This is a genomic window from Neisseria sp. P0007.S010, assembly GCF_051962875.1.
GTDB classification, from domain to species: Bacteria; Pseudomonadota; Gammaproteobacteria; order Burkholderiales; family Neisseriaceae; genus Neisseria; species Neisseria subflava_A.
In genome coordinates, this window is record NZ_JBQCUX010000013.1 from 15,440 (window position 1) to 38,897 (window position 23,458).

The following is a 23,458-nucleotide window of genomic DNA, read 5'->3' on the forward strand; positions in this document are numbered from 1 at the left end:
GCGTTTAACACATAAACTATAACTTACAGCACAACCTAACCTAACGGCGAGGCCTACCAAATGAAACAACTCCGCGACCACAAAGCCCAAGGCTCTGCATTGTTCACCCTTGTGAGCGGTATCGTTATTGTCATTGCAGTGATTTTCTTCCTGATCAAATTGGCAGGAAGCGGTTCATTCGGCGATGTTGCCGAAACAACCGAAGCTGCGACTCAAACCCGTATCCAGCCAGTCGGCCAACTCAAAATGGGCGACGGCATTCCTGTCGGCGAACGTCAAGGCGACCAGATTTTCAACAAAATCTGTATCCAATGTCACGCGGCGGACAGTATTGTTCCTAATGCGCCTAAATTTGAAAACAAAGGCGATTGGGCTCCTCGTATCGCCCAAGGCTTTGATACTTTGTTCCAACACGCTTTGAACGGTTTCAACGCAATGCCTGCCAAAGGCGGTGCGGCTGATTTGACCGATCAAGAATTGAAACGCGTCATTACTTACATGGCCAACAAAGCCGGCGGTAATTTCCCTGATCCTGATGCAGGTGCTCCTGCCGATGCAGCCGCTTCCGGCGAAGCTGCTTCAGCTCCAGCGGCTGAGGGTGCGGCTCCTACAGATGCTCCTAAAGCAGACGCTGCCAAAGCTGAAGACAAAGGCGCAGCTGCCGGTGGTGCAGACGGTAAAAAAGTTTACGAAGCCAGCTGCCAAGCATGTCACGGCGGTGCGGTTCCCGGTGTTCCTCATGTAGGTAAAAAAGAAGACTGGGCTCCTCGTATCAAACAAGGTAAAGACACCCTGCACAAACATGCAATCGAAGGCTTTAACGCAATGCCTGCCAAAGGCGGTAACGGCAGTCTGAGTGATGATGAAGTGAAAGCTGCAGTTGATTACATGGCTAATCAATCTGGTGCTAAATTCTAAGATTTGACTTTGACTCTCGAATAGAAAGCGCATTCTGCATAGGATGCGCTTTTTTCGTGCAGGAAGGCCTGATCTTGCTATAATACGAGAGTACTAGATTGTAGTTTGTCTGAAAGATTCAGACGGCCTTCAAACACAATATTCTTTTAAAGAAGTTTAACTATATTCACATACGACAAAACAATCACGGAGTTATCTCATGGCAAAAAAATATTTCGGTACTGACGGTGTGCGTGGCGAAGTCGGTCAGTTTCCTATCAATCCTGATTTTGTCTTGAAATTAGGCTATGCGGCAGGTCAGGTTTTGGTGCAGCACGAAGGCGAAATCAAACCAACCGTCTTAATCGGCAAAGACACGCGTATTTCAGGCTATATGCTGGAAGCTGCGCTGATTGCCGGTTTTACCGCCGCCGGTGTCAATGTTATTCAAACCGGCCCTCTGCCAACCCCGGGCGTAGCGTATCTGACCCGTGCTTTGCGTTTGTCTGCCGGTGTGATGATTTCTGCTTCCCATAACGTTTATTCCGACAACGGCATTAAATTCTTTGCCGAAGGCGGTGTGAAGCTGAGCGATGAAATCGAGTTGGAAATTGAAGCCAAAATCGATGAGGAAATGAAAACCCAGCCGTCCAGCCGTTTGGGCCGTGCGCGCCGGATTAATGGTGCGGATGACCGCTATATCGAGTTCTGTAAATCCACTTTCCCAAGCCATTTGGACTTGCGCGGTCTGAAATTGGTGGTCGATACCGCCAATGGTGCAGGCTATGCAGTTGCGCCTAAAGTATTCCACGAATTGGGTGCGCAAGTGGTCAGTATCGGTGATGAGCCAAACGGCTACAACATCAATGAGAAATGTGGTGCGACCCATCCGAAAGCTTTGCAAGCGGCTGTGTTGCAAAATGAAGCCGATTACGGCATTGCCTTGGATGGCGATGGCGACCGATTGATGATGGTTGACCGCAATGGCAAAGTGTATGACGGCGACAGCCTGATTTATGTGATTGCCAAAGCACGCGCGCACGAAGGCGTGGAAATCGGCGGTGTGGTGGGTACAGTGATGACCAATATGGCGATGGAAATTGCTTTGAAAGAGCAGGGCGTTGATTTCTGCCGTGCCAAAGTGGGCGACCGCTATGTGTTGGAACAGCTCCACCAACGCGGTTGGCTGATTGGCGGCGAAGCCAGCGGCCATATTTTGTGCATGGACAAACACAATACCGGCGACGGCATCATTTCCGCGCTACAAGTTTTGGCCGCATTGCAAACCTTGAATCAAGACCTTGCCACCGTTTGCGCCGATTGGCAGCCGTATCCGCAAACCATGATCAACGTCCGCATCAAAAAAGGCCAAAACTGGCAGGACACTTCCAAAGAGGCTTTGGCTGAAGTGGAAAAAGAACTCGAAGGCAAAGGCCGTGTGGTCTTGCGTGCATCTGGTACCGAGCCTGTCGTACGCGTGATGGTGGAAGCCAAGCAGGCAGACTGGGCGAAAAAAGGCGCAGAAAAAATTGCCGCTGCCATTCAAGGTCAAAAGTAACAGTGTGTTTGATTTTGAATTGAACTAAATAAAAGGCCGTCTGTTGTTCAGACGGCCTTTGTGTTTTATTGGAAGCTTAGTTGCTCAAGACATCAACGCCTTTAGGAGGAGTGAATTTGAACATACCGCTGGAAAGGTTAGGCTTGGTGTTCAAACCGCTGAAGCTGATGCTGGTTTGGTTGCCGAAGCTGTCTTTCAGCTGCATGGCGGCGAGGTTGTCGCCTTTGAAGCCGATGCGGATGTATTGGTAGCCGGCGTTGTTTTTCTTAGGCGTAGCCAAAACATAGTCGATGCCGTTGGCAGAGCCGTCTTCTTTCAGCGTGTAGCTGCTGTCCAATGCCGTTTTGTTGGAGAGGATGGCGGCAGGGCTGTCGCCGATGGTTTGGTCTTGTGAGGACTTGGTTACTTGCGCCAAATCTACGTCATAGAGCCAAATGGTTTTGCCGTCGCCGACGATGGTTTGTTTGTAGGGTTTGGTGTATTCCCATTTGAACAAACCCGGGCGCAGGATTTTGAATGTACCGTATGTGGTTTGGGTTTTCTTTTTGCTGTGAACGGTTTGGCTGAAGTTGCCGCTGATACCGTCGGCGTCATTATTGAATTTTTTCAGGGCGTCCACTGCGCCGGCTTGTGCAAAGCCGATGGCTGAAGAAAGCAGCGCGGCAGCGGTCAGGGTGAACAGTCGGGTAGTTTTCATGTTTTGGTTCCTTGTTCGGAGAGATGGGTTCAGTATAGACGTTATGGTGTAACAGGCAAGGGGCTGAAGGGCGGGTTTAATTTGTGTAAATATGAAAAATCCAAGCAAGTATCTGAAATAATTTTATTTCTTCAGACGGCCTGTATTTGGTTTTGACGTTTTTTTAATGAAACGCATAAGGGCTTGGTGTGGTATTTAATGTCATTTTACGGAAAGCGTGAAATTATAGTCTTTCTGTTTGTTTTTTAAAACGGTTATAATATTTATCTTTTGAAAACAATGGTTTTGTATGTATCTAAATCCTTATCCTTTATTGGAACAGGCTTTGCTGTCGGACAATCCGGATGAAAAAGGAAAATTGACACAGGCCTTGTTTGCGCAGTTGGGCGAGGCGGAAGGCTTGACGGCTGAAGCGTCGAGACCCGTGGATTGCCGTTTCGCCGGTCATCCGTCTCGTCCGCGTTTGGTTGCGCCTTCGGAGGTTACGCCGCGCAAGATGAATACGGTCGAAGGCTATGCGGCCATGTTGCATGCGATTGCGCATATTGAATTTAACGCGATTAATCTGGCTTTGGATGCGGCGTATCGTTTCCGCAATATGCCGTTTCAGTTTGTACGCGATTGGGTAAGGGTGGCGAAAGAAGAAGTGTTTCACTTCGGCTTGATGCGTGGCCGTCTGAACAGCTTGGGCTACGATTACGGCGATTTTGAAGCGCACGGGCATTTGTGGGATATGGCGTATAAAACCGCTTACGATCCTTTGCTACGCATGGCTTTGGTGCCGCGGGTGTTGGAAGCGCGCGGTCTGGATGTTACGCCGGGTATTCGTGCAAAAGTGGCGCAGCGCGGCGATATGGAAACCTGCGATGTGCTGGATATTATTTACCGCGATGAAGTGGGGCATGTCGCTATCGGCAATCATTGGTATCAGCATCTTTGCCGTGAGCGCGGTTTGGAACCGGTCGCCCTGTTCCGCAGCCTGATTGCGCGTTACGATATGTTTATCTTCCGCGGCTACGTCAATATCGAAGCGCGGGAACGTGCTGGATTCAGCCGTTTTGAGTTGGATATGTTGGAAGATTTTGAGAAAAGTTTGAAACAGGATAAAAAGGCCGTCTGAAACGGTAAAACCATCATGGCACATCATCACGATCATTCGCACGCGCATACGCATACCGCCAACAAGCAGGTATTGCGCATTTCATTTTTCGTTATTGCCGGATTTATGCTGGTTGAGGCGGTCGGCGGCTGGCTGACCAACTCTTTGGCCCTGCTTTCCGATGCGGGGCATATGTTCAGCGATGCGTTTTCGCTGGGCGTAGCATTGTGGGCATTCAAACTTGGCGAGAAACAGACCACGCTGCAAAAGACATTCGGTTATAAGCGTTTTGAAATTTTGACGGCGATGTTTAACGGATTGTCGCTGGTGTTGATTGCGGCGATGATCTTTTATGAAGCAGTCAAACGATTGTTTTATCCGCCAGAAATTTTGACGGGCGGCATGTTGGTGGTCAGTATCATCGGATTGCTGGTCAACATCGGCGTCGCCGTTTATATGTTGAAAAATAGCGATACTAAAGAAAACGTCAATATGCGCGGTGCGTATCTTCATGTAATCAGCGATTTGTTCGGCTCGATAGGGGCGATTGTCGCAGCAGTGCTGATAATGGCGTATGGCTGGCAATGGGCGGATACGGTTGCCAGCGTATTGGTGGCGGCTTTGGTAGGGCGCAGCGGCTGGACGCTGTTTAAACAGACTTTGCACATTTTGATGGAAGGTGCACCGGAAAACATCCATACCGATGAGTTGCTCAGCGTGATCCGCAATACGGAAGGCGTAAAATCCGTTCATGACTTGCATGTTTGGACAATTACCAGCAATATCCACGTTTTATCCTGCCATATTGTTGTAGATGGCAGCATGACGGTTGCCGAATCTGAACAAATCGCCTACCGCATCGAACATGAATTGGCGCATCACAACATCGGACATTGTACGATTCAGATTGAAAGCGAACGGCATCCGCATAAAGATGAAGTCTTGTGTTCGCAGGAAATGCATGAACATCATCACCATTAACCATATTCAGGCCGTCTGAAACTTGTTGGATTGTTCAGACGGCCTTCTAAAATCATCAAAGGAACACTTATGACCCAAGCCGTATTATTCGACCTTGACGGCACGCTTGCCGATACCGCACTTGATTTGGGTGGCGCGCTCAACACGGTATTGCGCCGACACGGTTTGCCGGAAAAAAGCATGGATGAAATCCGTCCGCAGGCCAGCCACGGTGCGAGTGGTTTGCTTAAACTTGGTGCAGGCATTACGCCCGACCATCCGGACTATATGCAATGGCGCAAAGAGTTTTTGAACGAATACAGCCGCTGCTATGCCGACCAAACCATTTTGTTCGACGGCGTAAACGAAATGCTGGAAGCCTTAGTTCGACGCGGTATCCAATGGGGCATTATCACCAACAAGCCCATGCGCTTTACCGATGTCCTAGTGCCTAAACTCGGGTTTACCGTTTCTCCCGCCGTGATTGTCAGCGGCGATACTTGCGATGAGCCCAAGCCCAGCGTGAAGCCTATGTTTTATGCGTGCGAACAGATGGGTGTCGAAGCGCAGCGATGTTTTTATGTCGGCGATGCAGAGCGCGATATGCAGGCAGGCAAAAATGCAGGCATGACGACCGTGCTTGCCGATTGGGGTTATATTTCTGCCGAAGACCAAACCGAAAACTGGCTTGCCGATTTCCGTATTGCCACGCCTTTGGATTTGTTGGCAATCTTGCGTTAAAACCCTGTAATAATCCGTTTTCAGACGGCCTGAAACGGCGTAAAATCGTACTAAGTTTGTATTTTTTCAACCGTTTTACTACTTGTAAAGAGAAAAATCATGTTCTTCAAGCATATCGAAGCTGCTCCTGCTGATCCGATTTTAGGTTTGGGCGAGGCGTTTAAAGCCGAAACCCGTCCGGAGAAAGTCAATCTCGGTATCGGCGTGTACAAAGACGCATCCGGCGCAACGCCTATTGTCAAAGCCGTCAAAGAGGCTGAAAAACGCCTGTTGGAAAGTGAAACAACCAAAAACTACCTGACCATCGACGGCGTTGCCGACTACAACGAACAAACCCAAATTCTGCTGTTTGGCAAAGACCACGAAATCATTGCAAGCCGTCGCGCCAAAACAGCGCAAAGCCTTGGCGGTACAGGCGCATTGCGTATTGCGGCCGAGTTTGCCAAACGTCAGTTGAACGCGCAAACCATCTGGATTTCCAATCCGACTTGGCCAAACCACAACGCCATCGCCAAAGCAGTCGGTATCCAAGACAAACCATATCGTTATTACGATGCCGCCAAACACGGTTTGGATTGGGACGGCATGATTGAAGACTTGAGCCAAGCGCAAAAAGGCGACATCGTCCTGTTGCACGGCTGCTGCCACAACCCTACCGGTATCGACCCTACGCCCGAACAATGGGAAATTTTGGCAAAACTTTCTGCCGAAAAAGGCTGGTTGCCACTGTTTGACTTTGCCTACCAAGGCTTCGGCAATGGCTTGGAAGAAGATGCCTACGGCTTGCGCGTATTCTTGAAATACAATAAAGAATTGCTGATTGCCAGCTCTTATTCCAAAAACTTCGGTATGTACAACGAACGCGTCGGCGCGTTCACTTTGGTGGCCGAAGATGAAGCAACAGCAGCCCGCGCCCACAGCCAAGTCAAAACCATCATCCGTACCTTGTATTCCAACCCGGCTTCACACGGTGCGAACACCATTGCGCTGGTGTTGAAAAATGATGATTTGAAAGCACAATGGATTGCCGAACTTGACGAAATGCGCGGCCGCATCAAAGCCATGCGTCAAAAATTTGTCGAGTTGCTCAAGGCTAAAGGTGCAAGCCAAGACTTTGATTTCATTATCGAACAAAACGGTATGTTCTCTTTCAGCGGCTTGACTCCCAAACAAGTCGACCGTTTGAAAAACGAGTTTGCCATCTACGCCGTGCGCTCCGGCCGCATCAACGTTGCCGGCATTACTGATGACAACATCGATTATTTGTGCGAGAGCATTGTAAAAGTGTTGTAATTGTCGAATTAAAGGCAAAGGCCGTCTGAATCGTTCAGACGGCCTTTATTTTTTGTTGTGACGGCTTATCCGGCAACTGTGTTCATTCCCCAATAAATCACCGCATAGCGCAGCAGTTTGCCTGCAATCAGAATAATGGCGCAATGCAGGGCATTGAGCCTGAGCCAGCCTGCGGCAAGGGGGAGGGCATCACCGATAATCGGTAGCCATGCGAACAATAGCGGCCAAATTCCCCAACGATTAAGCCTTTCCAACATTTTTTCAGACGGCCTTTTTTTATTTGGAAACATCCTGCCCATGTAATACGAAACCATACTGCCCAAGCCATTCGCCAATCCGGCACACAAACATGCGCCGAGGGCATTTTGCGGATATTGGTACACAAATGCGGCATATGCCGCCTCGGATGTACCCGGAAGTAGTGTGGCAGAAGTAAAGGCAGAGGCAATCAGGCCAAGGTAAGCGTAAAGAAGGGGCATATTTTGAGTTATATCAATGAGTATTGTAAAAAAGAAATAACAGGCTTAATAAGAGGATTATGCCTTTATTTTTTAATCTAATAAAAGATAAATCCAATATTATTGAAATTTTTAAAATTAAACGACTGAAGGATAATGTAGTCGGCTGCTAGAAAATAGTTTTCAAAGTGACGGATTATCAGTATGATACGGGCGGCTGTTAATGGGTGTTAAGTTTAATGAACTGATTTAAGCTCATTTTTCCAGCAAATCTTAACAAAACGAAAGGCAAATCATGTCTGCGCATTCACAACAAAATCATACTCCTGCGCTGGTTGTCCTAACCACACTCTTTTTCATGATGGGTTTCATTACCTGCATGAACGATATTTTGATTCCGCATTTGAAAGATATTTTCGACCTGACTTATGTTCAGGCGATGCTGATTCAATTCTGTTTCTTTACCGCTTATGCGATTATGTCGATTCCGATGGGCTATTTGGTCGGCAAAATCGGCTATAAAAATGGCGTGATTAGCGGCTTCGTATTGACTGCCATCGGCTGTCTGCTCTTCTATCCTGCTGCCGGCAGTCATTCTTATGCAACTTTTTTGGGTGCATTGTTTATTTTGGCTTCAGGTGTAACCCTGTTGCAAGTAGCGGGTAACCCTTATGTAACCCTGTTGTCTAAACCAGGTAAAGAATCTGCAACACTGACTTTGGTTCAGGCATTTAACTCTTTGGGTACGACCATTGCTCCGCAAATCGGCGCATTCCTGATTTTGGCTGATGCGACACAAACTGTCAGCAAAGCCGAGCAAATTTCTTCCGTTCAAATTCCGTATTTAGGGTTGGCCGGTTTGCTGATTATTTTGGCTGTGTTTGTCAAAATGATTCGTTTGCCTGATGCGCGTAAAATTGCTGAAGAAGAGAGCGAACATAACCATGATGGCAAACACAGTGTTTGGCAATACCGTCATTTGGTTTTTGGTGCGGCCGGTATTTTCTGTTATGTCGGTGCGGAAGTATCCATCGGTTCTTTATTGGTCAGCGTGTTGGGCTATCTGAAAGGTTTGGACCACGCATCTGCCGCGAAATATTTGTCGTTCTACTGGGGCGGTGCAATGGTCGGCCGTTTCTTAGGCTCTGCCATCATGGCGAAAATTGCGCCTAACCGCTATTTGGCATTTAACGCTACTGCTGCTGTTGCCTTGTTGGGCGTTGCTATGTTGGCAGGTAAAGCCAGTGCGGATATTGCGATGTGGGCATTGTTGGCCATCGGCTTCTTCAACTCCATCATGTTCCCGACCATTTTCTCTTTGGCAACAAAAGGTCTGGGTCGATTCACCAGCAGCGCTTCCGGCGTGTTGTGTACTGCGATTGTCGGTGGTGCGATTGTGCCTGTGGTACAAGGTTGGGCAGCGGATACTTACGGCTTGATGATTTCTTTCGTTGTATCAGCGATTTGTTACGTATATATCGTCTTCTTTGCTATAAAAGGCTACAAAGCTGACGAATAATCTATCCTGGTAACAGGCCGTCTGAAACCTTATGGGATTTCAGACGGCCTTTTGACTTTGTGGCATAATGATTTAAATGACAGGAGGAAAAAATGGCCAAAATCATTTTGTTGCATGGCTTGCACATGCATTCGTGGGTCATGAGACCGCTGGCGTATTTGCTGGAACAAGAAGGTTGAGACCTTTGCAAAATTCCCCAAAATCCCCTAAATTCCTACTAAGACATTTAGGGGATTTTCCATGAGCACCTTCTTCCGGCAAACCGCACAAGCCATGATCGCCAAACACATCGACCACTTCCCACTATTGAAGTTGGATCAAGTGATTGATTGGCAACCGATCGAACAATACCTGAATCGTCAAAGAACCCGTTACCTTCGAGACCACCGCGGCCGTCCCGCCTATCCCCTGTTGTCCATGTTCAAAGCCGTCCTGCTCGGCCAATGGCACAGCCTCTCCGATCCCGAACTCGAACACAGCCTCATCACCCGCATCGACTTCAACCTGTTTTGCCATTTTGACGAACTGAGCATCCCCGATTACAGCACCTTATGCCGCTACCGCAACTGGCTGGCGCAAGACAACACCCTGTCCGAATTGCTGGAACTGATTAACCGACAACTGACCGAAAAAGGCCTAAAAGTAGAGAAAGCATCCGCCGCCGTCATTGACGCCACCATTATTCAGACCGCCGGCAGCAAACAGCGCCAGGCCATAGAAGTTGATGAGGAAGGACAAGTCAGCGGCCAAACCACACCGAGTAAAGACAGCAATGCCCGATGGATCAAGAAAAACGGCCTCTACAAACTCGGGTACAAACAACATACCCGTACCGATGCGGAAGGCTATATTGAGAAACTGCACATTACCCCCGCCAATGCCCATGAGTGCAAACACCTGTCGCCTTTATTGGAAGGTTTGCCCAAAGGTACGACCGTTTATGCCGACAAAGGCTATGACAGTGAGGAAAACCGGCAACATCTGAAAGAGCATCGGTTGTTGGACGGCATTATGCGCAAAGCCCACCGCAACCGTCCGCTGTCGGAAGTGCAAACCAAACGTAACCGATATTTGTCGAAAACCCGTTATGTGGTCGAACAAAGCTTCGGTACGTTACACCGGAAGTTCCGCTATGCCCGGGCAGCCTATTTTGGACTGATTAAAGTGAGTGCACAAAGCCATCTGAAGGCGATGTGTTTGAACCTATTGAAAGCCGCCAACAGGCTAAGTGTGCCTGTTTGCGCCTAAAAGGCGGCCCGGATGCCTGATTATCAGGTATCCGGGGAGGATTAAGGGGGCATTTGGGTAAAATCAGGAGGTATTGGGGGAGAGAAACAGCCGAAAATCTTTGTTTAGGTTCCGGCTGTCGAGGGAAGGGCTTTTTTGCAAAGGTCTCAGGTTTTGAAGTTGCGCTGTTCGATTATTGCAGTGTGTTGCACTCGATGAATCGGCATGTTGAGGACTTGGCGCGATGGATTGATGAGAACCATGCTGATGAAACGCTGCACTTTGTCGGTCATAGTTTGGGCGGGTTGGTCTTACGCAATTTTGCGGCGGCATATCCGGATAAAGTCAGCGGCCGTATTGTTACCATGGGTACGCCGCATCAAGGCAGCCGTGCCGCTCAACGTGTGTTCAATATGGGTTTGCAAAAGCCGGTATTGGGCGGCTCGTATAAAGGCGCATTGGACGGTGGTATGCCTGAATTGCCAGAGGGCGTTAAGTTGGGCAGTATTGCCGGCAATAAACCGTATGGGCTGGGCCGTGTTTTAGGTTTGCATGGCGAACATGATGGTACGGTTTTGGTCAGCGAAACGCATTGTCCGAATATGCGTGATCATGTCGTTTTGCCTGTCAGCCATAGCGGTATGCTGTTTAACCGTAAAACGGTTGAGCAGGTGGTGGCATTTTTGCATGATGGACGTTTTAAAAAGCAATAAAATTTCATTTATTTTAATTTAAAAGTATTTAATGTTAATAATTTAATATATTTTAAAGAAAGTGTCGCAGTTTTACTGAAGCTGTTTTTATAAAATAACAGGCAGGCCGTCTGAAAATCGGGTTTCAGACGGCCTGTTATGCTAAAATCTGTTAAATACTTATTAAAAAGGCAAAGAACAATGTTTGCTTTCAAATCCTTACTTAATATGCCGCGCTTTGAGGCCATCGCTGTGGCCTTGGCTTTGGTGGCGGCAATGGGTTACACGATTATTTCGCTTGAATGGCTGCCGCATATGTCGATTGTGACGGCGATCGTGGTCTTGCTGTTGTACGGTTTGATGCGTGGCTTGAAATATCAAGACATGCAAAACGGTATGATAGGCGCGGTCGGGCAGGGCATGGGTGCGATTTATCTGTTTTTCTTTATCGGCCTGATGGTCAGCGCGCTGATGATGAGCGGTGCGATTCCGACGCTGATGTATTACGGTTTCGGATTGATTTCGCCGACTTATTTTTATTTCTCGGCGTTTGCGCTTTGCTCAATCATCGGTATTTCCATCGGCAGTAGTTTGACGACTTGTGCGACTGTCGGCGTGGCATTTATGGGTATGGCGGCTGCGTTTCATGCCGATATGGCGATGACGGCAGGCGCGATTGTGTCGGGTGCGTTCTTTGGCGATAAAATGTCGCCGCTTTCCGATACGACCGGTATTTCCGCTTCGATTGTCGGCATTGATTTGTTCGAGCACATCAAAAACATGATGTACACCACTGTGCCTGCGTGGTTGATCAGTGCGGCGTTGATGTTGTGGCTCTTGCCCAATGTTGCCGCGCATGACATGAACAGCGTCGAAGCTTTTCGCGCGCAATTGGAAGCAACCGGTTTGGTGCATGCCTACTCGCTGATTCCGTTTGCCTTACTGGTTATCCTTGCCCTGATGCGCGTAAATGCCATTGTGGCTATGTTGTTTACCGTTGTGGTGGCGCTGATTGTGACTTACTTCCACAGTACGCCTGATTTGAAACAGCTGGGTGCGTGGTTTTACGGCGGATACAAACTCGAAGGTGAAGCATTTAAAGACATTGCCCGTTTGATTTCTCGCGGCGGTTTGGAAAGCATGTTCTTTACGCAAACCATCGTGATACTCGGCATGAGCTTGGGCGGCCTGTTGTTCAGTATCGGTGTGATTCCGTCTTTGTTGGAGGCTATTCGTGCGTTCCTGACCAATGCTGGACGCGCTACTTTCAGCGTGGCCATGACATCGGTCGGTGTCAACTTCCTGATTGGCGAGCAATATTTGAGTATCCTGCTTTCCGGCGAAACCTTTAAGCCGGTTTATGACAAGCTTGGTCTGCATTCGCGCAACCTTGCCCGTACGCTGGAAGATGCGGGTACGGTCATCAACCCGTTGGTGCCTTGGAGCGTCTGTGGCGTATTCATCAGCCATGCCTTGGGTGTGCCTGTTTGGGAATACCTGCCTTATGCCTTCTTCTGCTACTTGAGTTTGGCTCTGACGCTGGTGTTTGGCTGGACAGGGTTGACTTTGAGTAAAAAATAAACAGTAGGCTGTTTGATAATCAGGCCGTCTGAAAACAATTTCAGACGGCCTTGTTTTACTTGAAGTAGCCGTATCAACATGATTTCACTATAATTGCTGCGCCAATAAAAAAATAATCCAAACAATGAACAAACAAATCCGCCAAGAAATTTTCGAGCGTTTCCGCGCTGCTAATCCTCATCCGACTACCGAGTTGAATTTCAGCTCGCCGTTTGAGCTGCTCATCGCTGTTTTATTGTCTGCGCAGGCGACTGATGTCGGCGTGAACAAAGCGACTGCCAAACTCTTTCCCGTTGCCAATACGCCGCAAGCCATGTTGGATTTGGGACTGGACGGCGTAATGGAATACACCAAAACCATAGGCCTTTATAAAACCAAATCCAAACACATCATGCAGACTTGCCGTATTTTGCTGGAGAAATACAACGGTGAAGTACCTGCCGACCGAGAGGCTTTGGAATCTTTGCCCGGTGTTGGCCGTAAAACAGCCAATGTGGTGTTGAATACTGCATTCGGGCAACCTGTTATGGCGGTCGATACCCATATTTTCCGTGTGGCCAACCGCACCAAAATCGCGCCGGGCAAGGATGTGCGCGAAGTTGAAGACAAGCTGATGCGCTTTATTCCCAAAGAATTTTTGATGGATGCCCATCATTGGTTGATTTTGCACGGCCGCTATACGTGTAAGGCTTTGAAACCGCAATGCAGTAAATGTTTGATTAACGATTTGTGCGAATATCCGGCAAAAATGTAAATAAAAAAACATAAAAAAGGCCGTCTGAATTTCAGACGGCCTTTGATTTGGCTACGATTAGTCGGCAACTGCCATCAGGCTAGCGTTACCACCGGCAGCGGTAGTATTGATACTGCAAGAGATTTCTTCAAATACTTGCAGGATATCCAGACCTTGTTCAGAAGGCAGGATGCGGATGAGCGCACCGTCGCGGCCGGCCAACTCTTGTTTGCGCTCGCTGCTCAAAGGCTCGATAGCGGCAACATGGCTGATGCCTGCGTTTTCGGGTTTGCTGTTGACTTGCAACAAACCGTCCAAATCGGCTGAGTAGGAAGCCAGTGGGCTGTTTGGCTCAACAACGGTTTGGATGCCTGCGGCTGCCAGCTCGGTCAGGGCAGAGAAGGCTTGCAGCAGATTGCCGCCATGTACCCAAACACGTTCTGGAGAGCGCCAGCTCAATGAGTTGCGTTCGCCGGTCGGGCCGACCAATACGGTTTCGGCTTTGCGCAGGGTACGGACGCGTGCGTGACCCAAAGCTGCGGCTGCGGCTTTTTTCTCTTCTGCGTTAAACGGCAGTTTGTGAACCAGGGTTTCCAAACGTTTGAGTGCGTCTTCGTCTGCTTGGCCGATTCGGCTGAGGGTTGGGGCAACCCATTCAGGAGTACGAACCAGGCGTTGCAGATAGAATGAACCGCCTGCTTTTGGACCGGTACCGGACAAGCCATGACCGCCGAAAGGTTGTACGCCGACAACAGCACCAACGATGTTTCGGTTAACGTAGATGTTACCGGCTTCGATACGGTCGCGGATATGGTCGACAGTGCCTTCGATACGGCTGTGTACACCGCTGGTCAAAGCATAGCCTTTGGCGTTGATTTGGTCGATGAGCTGATCCAATTCGCTGGCACGGTAGCGGACAACGTGCAGTACAGGACCGAACACTTCGCGTTGCAATTCGTTCAGGTTGTTCAATTCAAACAGGATTGGACGAACGAAGGTAGAGTTGTTGTCATCAACGTCGGCGGCAGTTTTGATTTCGTGGTAAGCCTTAGCTACGCCTTTCATTTTGTTGATGTGGGCCAACAGGTTTTGTTGGGCTTCAGCATCGATGACAGGGCCGATGTCTGTGGTCAGTTGGGTCGGTTTGCCGACAACCAATTCGTCCATTGCGCCTTTGATGATGTTGACCATTTTATCGGCAACATCTTCTTGAACACACAAGATACGCAGGGCGGAACAACGTTGGCCCGCGCTGTCGAAGGCAGAGTTCAATACGTCGAGGCAGACTTGTTCCGGCAGGGCGGTAGAGTCCACGATCATCGCGTTTTGACCGCCGGTCTCGGCAATCAGGACAGGGCTGTCGTCGCGTTTGGACAGGGCTTTGTTGATCAGGCGCGCTACTTCGGTAGAACCGGTAAAGATCACGCCGCCGATGCGGGCATCGCCGGTCAGGGCAGAGCCGACATCGCCTGCGCCAAGTACGAGTTGCAGCGCAGAAGTCGGAATACCGGCTTGATGCATCAAGGAAACGGCGTAAGTAGCAATCAGGCTGGTTTGTTCGGCAGGTTTGGCGATAACAGTGTTACCGGCTGCCAATGCAGAAACTACTTCGCCGGTAAAGATGGCCAATGGGAAGTTCCATGGGCTGATGGCAACGATTGCGCCGACAGCTTTGGCATCTTTAGGCAGGGTGTTTTCAGCTTCGTTGGCATAGTAGCGGCAGAAGTCAACGGCTTCACGTACTTCGGCAACGGCGTTGTTCAGGGTTTTACCGGCTTCGCGGACGGCCAACATCATCAATGCAGGCGTGTGTTGTTCCAACAAATCGGCAAAACGGCGCAGGCAGTCGGCGCGTTCTGAAGCAGGTTTGGCGCTCCACTCCGGCAGGGCAGCAACGGCTGCACCAATAGCTTCTTGAGCCAATGCCGCATCGGCAAAGCTGACAGTGCCGACAACATCGTTGTGGTCTGCAGGATTGCGGACGGGTTGAGCTTCGCCTACATTACGCGCTTCGCCATTGACGATAGACGCGGCGTGGAAGTCTTCGGAAGAAGCTTGGTTGAGTTTTTCTTGCAGATTTTGCAATACGTTTTCGTTGCTGAAATCGACGCCTTGGGAGTTCAGACGGCCTTTGCCATACAAATCGCGCGGCAGAGGCAATGCCGGATGCAGGTGGATGCCTTGTTCGGCGATGGTGTCGAACGGGCTCTTAATCAGGCGGTCGATGCTGATGTTTTCGTCAACGATTTGGTTCACGAAAGAAGAGTTTGCACCGTTTTCCAACAGACGGCGTACCAAGTAGGCAAGCAGGGTTTCGTGTGTGCCGACCGGGGCATACACGCGTACGCGACGGCCTAAGTTTTGCGGGCCAACCACTTGGTCGTACAGGGTTTCGCCCATGCCGTGCAGACATTGGTGTTCGAAGTCTTTGCCTTTACCCATTTGGTAGATCGCGCCCAAAGTGTAGGCGTTGTGGGTAGCAAATTGTGGGAACACTGCATCTTGCGCATCTAAGAGTTTGCGTGCGCAGGCGAGATAGGAGATGTCGGTGTGGACTTTACGGGTGTAAGTCGGATAGCCTTCCATGCCGTCTACTTGAGCCCATTTCACTTCGCTGTCCCAGTATGCGCCTTTAACCAAACGGATCATCAGTTTTTGGTTGTTGCGGCGAGCCAGGTCGATCAGATAGTCGATAACGAACGGGCAACGTTTTTGGTAGGCTTGAACAACAAAACCGATACCTTTGTAGCCGGCCAAGTCAGGATCGGAAACCAAAGCTTCCATCAAGTCCAAAGACAATTCGAGGCGGTTGGCTTCTTCGGCGTCGATGTTGATACCGATATCGTATTTTTTACCCAAAAGGAACAATTCTTTCAGGCGCGGCAACAATTCGCTCATAACGCGTTCGTGTTGGGCGCGTGAGTAGCGTGGATGGATGGCGGAAAGTTTGACGGAAATACCGTTGCCTTCGTAAACGCCTTGGCCTGCGGCATCTTTACCGATGGCGTGAATGGCTTGAACGTAGTCGTTGTAGTAGCGGTTGGCATCCTCTTCGGTGTATGCGGCTTCACCCAACATATCGAAAGAGAAGCGGTAACCCATTTTCTCGCGTTCTTTACCGTTTTGCAGCGCTTCTTCAATGGTTTGGCCGGTTACGAACTGTTTGCCCAACAGGCGCATTGCGTAGTTCACACCTTGACGGATCAGAGGCGCCCCACCTTTGCTGATCATGCGGCTCAGTGCAGAACCCATGTTTTTCTCAGAAGTGTTGGTGGTCAGTTTGCCGGTAATCAACAGACCCCATGCAGCCGCGTTAACGAAGAGGGAAGGGCTGTTGTTCAAGTGGCTTTTCCAGTTGCCTTCGGAGATTTTATCGGCAATCAGGCGGTCGCGGGTGGCATTGTCCGGAATACGCAGCAGGGCTTCGGCCAGACACATCAGTGCAACACCTTCTTCACTGGAGAGAGAGAACTCGTGCATCAAGGCATCTACGCCGCTTGCTTTGGTGCGGCTGGAGCGGACTTGAGTAACCAAACGACGGGCAAGCTCGGAGGCAGCATTGCGCTCTTCGTCGGTCATCTGTGCACGTTGCAACATATCCTGAACGGCTTCGATTTCATCGCGGCGGTAGGCATCAGTTACAGCTTGACGCAGAGGAGTTTGTGTTGGAAAAGCGAAGTTAAACATTATTTATGTTCTCCAAAGGTTTTTTTCATGGTTTCAGACGGCCTGACTTTAAGACTGCTAAAACAGACATTCTGAAGGATAGTAATATCGTAATAAAATTATGATGCGGATACAAGATGCATCCGCATAAATTGCTGTTTTTTCTGATAAGGCTCAGATTATTTTGAAACAGTTTATTTCATAAAGACGGCCTGCACCGAATCATGCAGGCCGTCTGAAAACGTCTTATTTAGAAGCGCGGTATTCTGCGTCTGCTTTTTCGAAACGTTCTTGCAATTCGCGTGAAGGTTTTTTGTCGATCAGGGACACCAAAACAATCACGAGGAAACAAGCGATGAAGCCGGGAACGATTTCATAGACAGTAGCGAAACCTGTTTCTTGTGCGGCCAAAGCAGGTTTTTTGATCCACTCAGCCCAAACAACCACAGTCAGTGCACCTGCAATCATGCCGGAGAGTGCACCGTAGGCAGTAATGCGTTTCCACAGAACAGACAGGATAACAACCGGACCGAATGCGGCACCAAAGCCAGCCCATGCATAAGCTACCAAGCCCAATACTTTACTGTTAGGGTCAGAAGCAATCAGGATAGAAATCACGGCAATCGCCAATACCATCAGACGGCCAATCCATACCAATTCAGCTTGTTGTGCCTTTTTACGCAGGAAGCCTTTGTAGAAGTCTTCGGTAATCGCGCTGGAGCAAACCAACAATTGGCAAGACAGGGTAGACATTACAGCGGCAAGAATCGCGCTCAAGATGATACCGGCGATCCAAGGGTTGAAGAGCAGGGTAGCCAAAGCGATGAAGATACGTTCGTGGTTGCCGTTCATTTCTTCAACGTGAGCAGGGTTGGCACCGAAGTAGGCGATACCGAAGTAGCCGACAGCCACAGCACCGGCCATACACAGAATCATCCAAGTCATACCGATACGGCGTGCAGAAACCAGAGATTTAGCGCTTTCGGCAGCCATGAAACGAGCCAAAATGTGTGGTTGGCCGAAATAGCCCAAGCCCCAAGCGGCGGTAGAGATAATGCCGATGAAAGTAGTACCGGCAAACAGGCTTCCGTATTCTTTACCGGTAGAAGCGGCAACTTGTTGGATGGCCGCATTCATTTGATCTGCACCGCCCAAACCCAAATACACCATGATAGGAGTCAGTACCAATGCAAAAATCATCAAAGAAGCTTGCAGGGTATCGGTCCAGCTTACGGCCAAGAAACCGCCCAAGAAAGTGTAGGCGATGGTTGCGCCGGCACCCAGCCACATGGCTTGAGTGTAAGACAGATCGTGGAACAGGCTTTGGAACAGGGTAGCACCGGCTACGATGCCTGAAGCACAGTAAATAGTGAAGAAGAACAAGATAATCAGTGCAGAAACCACTTTCATCAAGTGACCGCCGGCACCGAAGCGGTGGAAGAAGTAATCAGGAAGCGTCAGCGCGTTGTTGGCATATTCGGTATGTACGCGCAGACGGCCTGCAACCAAAAGCCAGTTGAGGTATGCACCCACAATCAGACCAATGGCAATCCAAGCTTCATTCAAACCGCTCAGGTAAATGGCACCTGGCAAGCCCATCAAAAGCCAGCCTGACATATCGGAAGCACCGGCAGACATCGCGGTCACGAACGGACCCAAGCTGCGGCCGCCGAGGATGTAGTCATCGAAGTTTCGTGTTGAAAAATAGGCGGCCAGGCCGATCAGTAATACGGCGACCAAATAGATCGCGAAAGTGATATACATGGGATTCATGTACTTATTCCTCATCTAACTTATAAATACGGGTTTTGAAATTGCAAACAATTCGTACCCAAACTTTTTTCTAATAAAAATACAGCTTAAAAATCCTGTTTTTCACGAGAGAGTCAGGATAAATTATTTTCAAATACAATAGGATATGTAACCAATCCATATTAAATTGTAAATAATTAAATTTAGAATACAGTAAATTTTTTGTTTTGCAAAGCACGGAACACGGGCTTTATGAAAAATCGTAGCGCTTTTTAGGGGAAGTTATTTGAAAACAAAAGATTGCAAAAATTATCTTAATTTTGAGAAAAGGAAAGACAATGAAACTATCTTTCCTATAAATGAAACGTTGCGCGGAGAAAAAGCGTAATTATGCGACATGGAACGAGCTGTTCAGACGGCCTGATAATGGCACTATCCCGTATTTATGATGAATACGGGATAGTGAGTCAGCTTGAACTAAATAGAAAAATCATCTTTTAACAAATGTTTATAAGCGAAGAGATAGAAAGCGGCAACAAAAGACGATCCGCCGAGGACATTGCCTAAGAAGACAGGAATCATATTGTAGAAAAATTGACCCCAGCTGACATTTGCACCCGCCCAAATACCGGCCGGAATGATGAACATATTGGCAACAAAGTGTTGGAAACCGATCAACACGAAGATCATGACCGGAAACCAAGTTGCCAAAATGCGGCCTGAAGTATGGCGTGAGCCGAAATAGAACCAAATACCCATGCACACCATCCAGTTACATGCGATAGCGGAAACGAAGGCACGGCCAAAGTCCATATTAACTTTGGCTTCGGCAATGGCAATGGTTTTCGCCGCAGCCGCTCCCTCTGCCAGGCCGACATAGTGGCCGAGGAAATAGGCCATGGCAACGGCGCCAGCTAGGTTGCCCAAGCTGACGATGAGCCAGTTGCGTACCAGTTTGTAGGTGCTGACGCGGCCGGTCAATCTGCCCAAAGCCATAATCATCATATTGCCTGTTGCCAGCTCACCGCCGCCGATTAAGATACAAATCAGCGCAATCGGGAATACGGATGCGCCCAAAAGGGCAGCCAGGCCGTTCCATTCGGCTGGAATACCGCTGATGACGCGCAGGCAGGCAAGATAGCCGAAGCCGACATAGCCGCCGCCTAAAAAACTCAAAATCACCAACATTTTGATGCTGAACTCAGACTTGGCGCAGCTCTTGCCGATGGCTTCCTGTAAAATCTCGTGAGGGTACAAATCTCGTGTATTCATGAGGCTCCCTTAAATTGGAAATATCTTGTTTATCATGAGGATAATAAGTTTGCCTGAGAATGATGCCGGTAGGAAATAACGACTGGTTGTAAGAATAGAAGAGGGGGTTATATATTGAAGCGGCTAAGGCTAACGGCTGACTTTTTTGAAGAAAGATAAGTTGAGGCGTTGAGATATTGGCGTTTTAAAAACTGAAAAGGCCGTCTGAAAAAGTTGCTTTCAGACGGCCTTTGGATTTGCTTGGATAATGAGGGCTACAAGCGCGTTACGCTTAAAACGCCTTTGATGTCGCCCAAGCTGGCTAATACGCGCGGCAGGTCGTTGACTTGGCGGACTTCAAGGGTAAAGCGCATACTGGCTTCCAAATCGCGCGATTGGGTTTGCACCGCGGTAACGTTGAGTTTATGACGCGCCAGCGCATCCGAAACGTCGCGCAGCAAACCGGAGCGGTCTTGGGCGCGGATTTCAACATCGACGGCAAATACTTGTCCTTCTTGCAAGGCTGCCCAGCTTGCGTTCAACACTTTTTCCGGAGCCTGTTCGGCAAGGTGGCGGAAAGAAGGGCAGGTATTGCGGTGGACGGAAATACCGCGGTCGCGGGTAACAAAGCCCACAATATCGTCAGGAGGTGCCGGTTTGCAGCATTTGGCAAGTGTGGTCATTAAGCCGTCTTCGCCGTCAATCAAAATGCCGTTTTTGCCGCCTTTTTTGATTTTGGACTGCTTGACGATATTGGTTTCATCAATCGGCACGGGAGGCGGTTCATTCAGCGCGCCGCAGGCTTTGTGGATGGCGCGGTTGGAAACTTCGCCCTGACCGATGGCCGTATAGAGTTCGTCGGTTTTTTTGAAGCCGAGTTTTTCCGCCAATGCTTGCAGATTGGGTTTGGGGAAGATTTTTGACAACTGTTTGTCCAACTGGGCGCGGCCTTCTTCGCACACGGTATCTGCATTTTGCTGGCGGATATAGGCACGGATTTTGCTGATGGCGCGGTTGGATTTGACCCAGCCTTCGTAGAGCCAGTTGACGGAAGGATTTCCCTCTTTGGCGGTAATGATTTCAACGCGTTGACCGTTTTCCAAAGGCGTGGACAGCGGCACGATTTGTCCTTCGACTTTTGCGCCGCGACAACGGTCGCCTACGCTGCTGTGCAAGGCATAGGCAAAGTCGATCGGGGTAGCGCCCGTAGGTAGGGAGAGGACTTTGCCGTGTGGAGTCAAAACGTAAATCGTATCGTTAAACAGCTCGGTTTTAAAGGCGGCGGCAAGGTCTTCTTTGCCGCTTTCTGCCATGTTTTCGCGCCAGTCCAAGAGTTGGCGCAACCAAGCGATTTTCTGTTCGTAGGCGGAATCACCCTTGCCACCTTCTTTATAACGCCAGTGGGCGGCAACACCGAATTCGTTGAATTGGTGCATGTCGAAGGTGCGGATTTGGACTTCTACACCTTTGTCTTCCGGGCCGACGATAACGGTGTGCAAACTTTTATAGCCGTTGCCTTTCGGGTTGGCGATATAGTCGTCAAACTCGCCCGGAATCGGCTGCCAGAGGCTGTGGACAATGCCCAACGTGGTGTAACACTCGGGAATGGTGTCCACCAAAATCCGCACGGCGCGGATGTCGAACAAGCCGTCGAAAGTGAGCTTTTTCTTCACCATTTTTTTGTAAATGGAGTAGATGTGCTTCGGTCTTCCGGCAACTTCAAAATGAATATTGTATTTTTTCAGTTCCGTACGCAGGATATTGAGGAAGTTTTCGATGTATTCGAGGCGCTCAGTGCGTTTTTCGTCCAAAAGTAGGGCGATTTCGCGGTATTTTTCCGGCTCTTGATGGCGGAAGCCCAAATCTTCGAGCTGCCATTTGAGTTGCCACACGCCCAAGCGGTTGGCGAGCGGGGCAAAAATGTCGAGGGTTTCTTTGGCAACGGCGCGCTTTTCAGGATTGTCGGGAACGTTGCTTAAAAATTGCAGGGTGCGCGTACGCATCGCCAGTTTGATCAGGACGACGCGGATGTCGGTAACCATCGCCAACAGCATTTTGCGCATGGTTTCGGCCTGTTGGGCGCGCTCTTCCGGCGTGGCAAGGCTGTCTACGCGGGCGAATTGGGTCAGTTTCTGTACTTCGTCCACGCCTTTGACCAGCTCGCAAACGGTACTGTTGCAGCGTTCGGTAACCAATTCGCGCCAAGTGGGAACGTATTTGCCGATGTCGGACAAAATCGTAGCGGCCACGGCATCAGGCAAGAGGTCGAGTTCGCTTACGATTTGCATCGAGCCGAGGAAATGTTCCAGCAATGGCTCGCCGTAAGTCGTTAGGGCATCGGCGGGGTAATGTTCTTTAGCTAAGTCAAAGGCCGTCTGAATCAGGTTTTTATCGGAATCGGGCAGCGCGGCAACATAGCCGTCGAACCATGCGAGTAAGCCTTCCAGCGTTGCACTCGATGTTTGGGGCGTTTGGCGAATAGTGGTCATGGCGTGCGTTTTTTTCTTTTTGATAAAAACGTTGCCATTGTAACAGTTTCTTGCCGACAGCCCTAGATTTGTATGCGAATGTGGCACTATGTTTCAGGAAGCCTTGTTTCAGACGGCCTTGGGTGTTATGGTTAACCGTTTTGAAATTTTAAGGAACATTTCGATGAAACTGTATATTTACGACCATTGCCCGTTTTGCGTTCGTGCAAGGATGATTTTCGGCTTGCGCGATGTGGCGGTGGAAGAGGTTGTCTTGGCAAACGATGATGAAGCTACACCGATTGGCATGATTGGCTCAAAACAAGTGCCGATTTTGAAAAAAGAAGACGGTTCGTTTATGGGCGAGAGTTTGGATATTGTCCGCTATATCGATCAAGGCCGTCTGAAAGAAGAAGTTCGTCCAGAAGTACAGGCTTGGTTGGATAAAGTGGGTGAATACAATAACAAACTGGTACAGCCGCGCATGGTCAAAATTGGTTTGCCCGAATTTGAGACTGATGAAGCGAAAAAATACTTTATCGACAAAAAAGAGAAAAGTATCGGCAATTTCGAGACTAATCTGAACAAAACAGCGCAATATCTGGAGCGTCTGCATCAAGACTTGGCAGAACTGGAAGCGCTGGTGTGCGAAGGCGAGGGCTTGGGTGGAGAAATTAGTTTGGAAGATATCCTGACGTTCCCTATTTTGCGCAACCTGACCGTTGTGCGCGGTATCCAATGGCCGCAAAAATTGATGGATTATTTGTTGGCAATGAGCGAGCGTTCCGGCGTGGCTTTGTATTTTGACCGCGCGTTGTGATGAATGTTTGAAACATAAAAAAGGCCGTCTGAAAATGTTCAGATGG

Annotated in this window: 17 protein-coding genes and 2 pseudogenes; 13 read left to right on the plus strand and 6 right to left on the minus strand. The window is 49.2% G+C overall.

The window, feature by feature from the left end:
- The first annotated feature begins 60 nt into the window (after window positions 1–60).
- Both ACTHR7_RS09400 and glmM read left to right on the plus strand, forming a co-directional pair.
- Window positions 61–918 carry a c-type cytochrome gene (locus ACTHR7_RS09400; RefSeq protein WP_440370706.1) on the plus strand — a complete coding sequence of 286 codons (858 nt, stop codon included), beginning with the start codon at window positions 61–63 and terminating at the stop codon, window positions 916–918.
- A 199-nt stretch (window positions 919–1,117) separates the two neighbouring features.
- Window positions 1,118–2,455: a phosphoglucosamine mutase gene (glmM, locus tag ACTHR7_RS09405; protein WP_070813758.1), complete on the plus strand. Its 1,338-nt coding sequence runs from the start codon at window positions 1,118–1,120 to the stop codon at window positions 2,453–2,455.
- Between the two features lie 76 nt (window positions 2,456–2,531).
- On the opposite strand, the gene lolA is transcribed toward glmM, so the two are convergent.
- The gene (lolA, locus tag ACTHR7_RS09410; protein ID WP_036493771.1) at window positions 2,532–3,152 is read right to left on the minus strand and encodes an outer membrane lipoprotein chaperone LolA; all 621 of its coding nucleotides are present in this window, start codon (window positions 3,150–3,152) and stop codon (window positions 2,532–2,534) included.
- 289 nt (window positions 3,153–3,441) lie between these two features.
- Between lolA and ACTHR7_RS09415 the strand changes: the two genes are divergently transcribed.
- The 4 genes from ACTHR7_RS09415 (at window position 3,442) to ACTHR7_RS09430 (ending at window position 7,245) form a co-directional block, all read left to right on the plus strand.
- A complete protein-coding gene (locus tag ACTHR7_RS09415) occupies window positions 3,442–4,272 on the plus strand; it encodes a ferritin-like domain-containing protein (RefSeq protein WP_440370707.1) in 831 nt (276 codons plus the stop codon).
- Between the two features lie 15 nt (window positions 4,273–4,287).
- Complete coding sequence (locus ACTHR7_RS09420) at window positions 4,288–5,232, plus strand: cation diffusion facilitator family transporter (RefSeq protein WP_440370708.1); 945 nt, start codon at window positions 4,288–4,290, stop codon at window positions 5,230–5,232.
- Between the two features lie 69 nt (window positions 5,233–5,301).
- Window positions 5,302–5,952, plus strand: coding sequence for an HAD family hydrolase (locus tag ACTHR7_RS09425; protein ID WP_440370709.1), 651 nt, complete (start codon window positions 5,302–5,304; stop codon window positions 5,950–5,952).
- 99 nt (window positions 5,953–6,051) lie between these two features.
- Entirely contained in the window at window positions 6,052–7,245 is a 1,194-nt protein-coding gene (locus tag ACTHR7_RS09430) for an amino acid aminotransferase (protein WP_440370710.1), read from the plus strand.
- Window positions 7,246–7,310: 65 nt separating this feature from the next.
- Here ACTHR7_RS09430 and ACTHR7_RS09435 read toward each other — a convergent pair whose 3' ends face one another.
- On the minus strand, window positions 7,311–7,724 hold the full coding sequence (locus tag ACTHR7_RS09435; RefSeq protein ID WP_440370711.1) for a YqaA family protein: 414 nt from the start codon (window positions 7,722–7,724) through the stop codon (window positions 7,311–7,313).
- Between the two features lie 274 nt (window positions 7,725–7,998).
- On the opposite strand from ACTHR7_RS09435, the gene ACTHR7_RS09440 reads away from it, so the two are divergent.
- The 6 genes and pseudogenes from ACTHR7_RS09440 to nth all read left to right on the plus strand — a co-directional run bounded on the left by ACTHR7_RS09440 (window position 7,999) and on the right by nth (window position 13,476).
- Complete coding sequence (locus tag ACTHR7_RS09440; RefSeq protein WP_440370712.1) at window positions 7,999–9,222, plus strand: sugar MFS transporter; 1,224 nt, start codon at window positions 7,999–8,001, stop codon at window positions 9,220–9,222.
- Window positions 9,223–9,314: 92 nt separating this feature from the next.
- Window positions 9,315–9,398, plus strand: a pseudogene (locus ACTHR7_RS09445) (acetyltransferase); the annotation flags it as partial.
- A 64-nt stretch (window positions 9,399–9,462) separates the two neighbouring features.
- Entirely contained in the window at window positions 9,463–10,470 is a 1,008-nt protein-coding gene (locus ACTHR7_RS09450; RefSeq protein ID WP_440370713.1) for an IS5 family transposase, read from the plus strand.
- A 146-nt stretch (window positions 10,471–10,616) separates the two neighbouring features.
- A pseudogene (locus tag ACTHR7_RS09455) lies at window positions 10,617–11,162 on the plus strand (alpha/beta fold hydrolase); the annotation flags it as partial.
- Between the two features lie 180 nt (window positions 11,163–11,342).
- Window positions 11,343–12,722 carry a Na+/H+ antiporter NhaC gene (nhaC, locus tag ACTHR7_RS09460; RefSeq protein WP_070460969.1) on the plus strand — a complete coding sequence of 460 codons (1,380 nt, stop codon included), beginning with the start codon at window positions 11,343–11,345 and terminating at the stop codon, window positions 12,720–12,722.
- Window positions 12,723–12,846: 124 nt separating this feature from the next.
- Window positions 12,847–13,476, plus strand: coding sequence for an endonuclease III (nth, locus tag ACTHR7_RS09465; protein WP_049323145.1), 630 nt, complete (start codon window positions 12,847–12,849; stop codon window positions 13,474–13,476).
- Between the two features lie 57 nt (window positions 13,477–13,533).
- On the opposite strand, the gene putA is transcribed toward nth, so the two are convergent.
- The 4 genes from putA to ACTHR7_RS09485 all read right to left on the minus strand — a co-directional run bounded on the left by putA (window position 13,534) and on the right by ACTHR7_RS09485 (window position 22,613).
- Window positions 13,534–17,142: a bifunctional proline dehydrogenase/L-glutamate gamma-semialdehyde dehydrogenase PutA gene (putA, locus tag ACTHR7_RS09470; RefSeq protein ID WP_440370714.1), complete on the minus strand. Its 3,609-nt coding sequence runs from the start codon at window positions 17,140–17,142 to the stop codon at window positions 13,534–13,536.
- A gap of 225 nt (window positions 17,143–17,367) precedes the next feature.
- Window positions 17,368–18,894: a sodium/proline symporter PutP gene (gene putP / locus ACTHR7_RS09475; RefSeq protein WP_070583822.1), complete on the minus strand. Its 1,527-nt coding sequence runs from the start codon at window positions 18,892–18,894 to the stop codon at window positions 17,368–17,370.
- Window positions 18,895–19,350: 456 nt separating this feature from the next.
- Window positions 19,351–20,145, minus strand: coding sequence for a formate/nitrite transporter family protein (locus ACTHR7_RS09480; RefSeq protein WP_070583823.1), 795 nt, complete (start codon window positions 20,143–20,145; stop codon window positions 19,351–19,353).
- Window positions 20,146–20,399: 254 nt separating this feature from the next.
- Complete coding sequence (locus ACTHR7_RS09485; RefSeq protein ID WP_440370715.1) at window positions 20,400–22,613, minus strand: RelA/SpoT family protein; 2,214 nt, start codon at window positions 22,611–22,613, stop codon at window positions 20,400–20,402.
- 88 nt (window positions 22,614–22,701) lie between these two features.
- Here ACTHR7_RS09485 and ACTHR7_RS09490 point away from each other — a divergent pair, with 88 nt between their 5' ends.
- Window positions 22,702–23,412, plus strand: coding sequence for a GrxB family glutaredoxin (locus ACTHR7_RS09490; RefSeq protein ID WP_296184100.1), 711 nt, complete (start codon window positions 22,702–22,704; stop codon window positions 23,410–23,412).
- Window positions 23,413–23,458 lie beyond the last annotated feature (46 nt).

Bases quoted from the DNA above. Each gene is read 5' to 3' on its own strand.
- ACTHR7_RS09420 (WP_440370708.1), top strand. From the start codon at position 4,288: ATGGCACATCATCACGATCATTCGCACGCGCATACGCATACCGCCAAC.
- ACTHR7_RS09435 (WP_440370711.1), bottom strand. From the start codon at position 7,724: ATGCCCCTTCTTTACGCTTACCTTGGCCTGATTGCCTCTGCCTTTACT.
- ACTHR7_RS09415 (WP_440370707.1), top strand. From the start codon at position 3,442: ATGTATCTAAATCCTTATCCTTTATTGGAACAGGCTTTGCTGTCGGAC.
- ACTHR7_RS09425 (WP_440370709.1), top strand. From the start codon at position 5,302: ATGACCCAAGCCGTATTATTCGACCTTGACGGCACGCTTGCCGATACC.
- ACTHR7_RS09430 (WP_440370710.1), top strand. From the start codon at position 6,052: ATGTTCTTCAAGCATATCGAAGCTGCTCCTGCTGATCCGATTTTAGGT.
- nhaC (WP_070460969.1), top strand. From the start codon at position 11,343: ATGTTTGCTTTCAAATCCTTACTTAATATGCCGCGCTTTGAGGCCATC.
- putP (WP_070583822.1), bottom strand. From the start codon at position 18,894: ATGAATCCCATGTATATCACTTTCGCGATCTATTTGGTCGCCGTATTA.
- glmM (WP_070813758.1), top strand. From the start codon at position 1,118: ATGGCAAAAAAATATTTCGGTACTGACGGTGTGCGTGGCGAAGTCGGT.
- ACTHR7_RS09400 (WP_440370706.1), top strand. From the start codon at position 61: ATGAAACAACTCCGCGACCACAAAGCCCAAGGCTCTGCATTGTTCACC.
- ACTHR7_RS09485 (WP_440370715.1), bottom strand. From the start codon at position 22,613: ATGACCACTATTCGCCAAACGCCCCAAACATCGAGTGCAACGCTGGAA.
- ACTHR7_RS09440 (WP_440370712.1), top strand. From the start codon at position 7,999: ATGTCTGCGCATTCACAACAAAATCATACTCCTGCGCTGGTTGTCCTA.
- putA (WP_440370714.1), bottom strand. From the start codon at position 17,142: ATGTTTAACTTCGCTTTTCCAACACAAACTCCTCTGCGTCAAGCTGTA.
- ACTHR7_RS09490 (WP_296184100.1), top strand. From the start codon at position 22,702: ATGTTTCAGGAAGCCTTGTTTCAGACGGCCTTGGGTGTTATGGTTAAC.
- nth (WP_049323145.1), top strand. From the start codon at position 12,847: ATGAACAAACAAATCCGCCAAGAAATTTTCGAGCGTTTCCGCGCTGCT.
- ACTHR7_RS09480 (WP_070583823.1), bottom strand. From the start codon at position 20,145: ATGAATACACGAGATTTGTACCCTCACGAGATTTTACAGGAAGCCATC.
- ACTHR7_RS09450 (WP_440370713.1), top strand. From the start codon at position 9,463: ATGAGCACCTTCTTCCGGCAAACCGCACAAGCCATGATCGCCAAACAC.
- lolA (WP_036493771.1), bottom strand. From the start codon at position 3,152: ATGAAAACTACCCGACTGTTCACCCTGACCGCTGCCGCGCTGCTTTCT.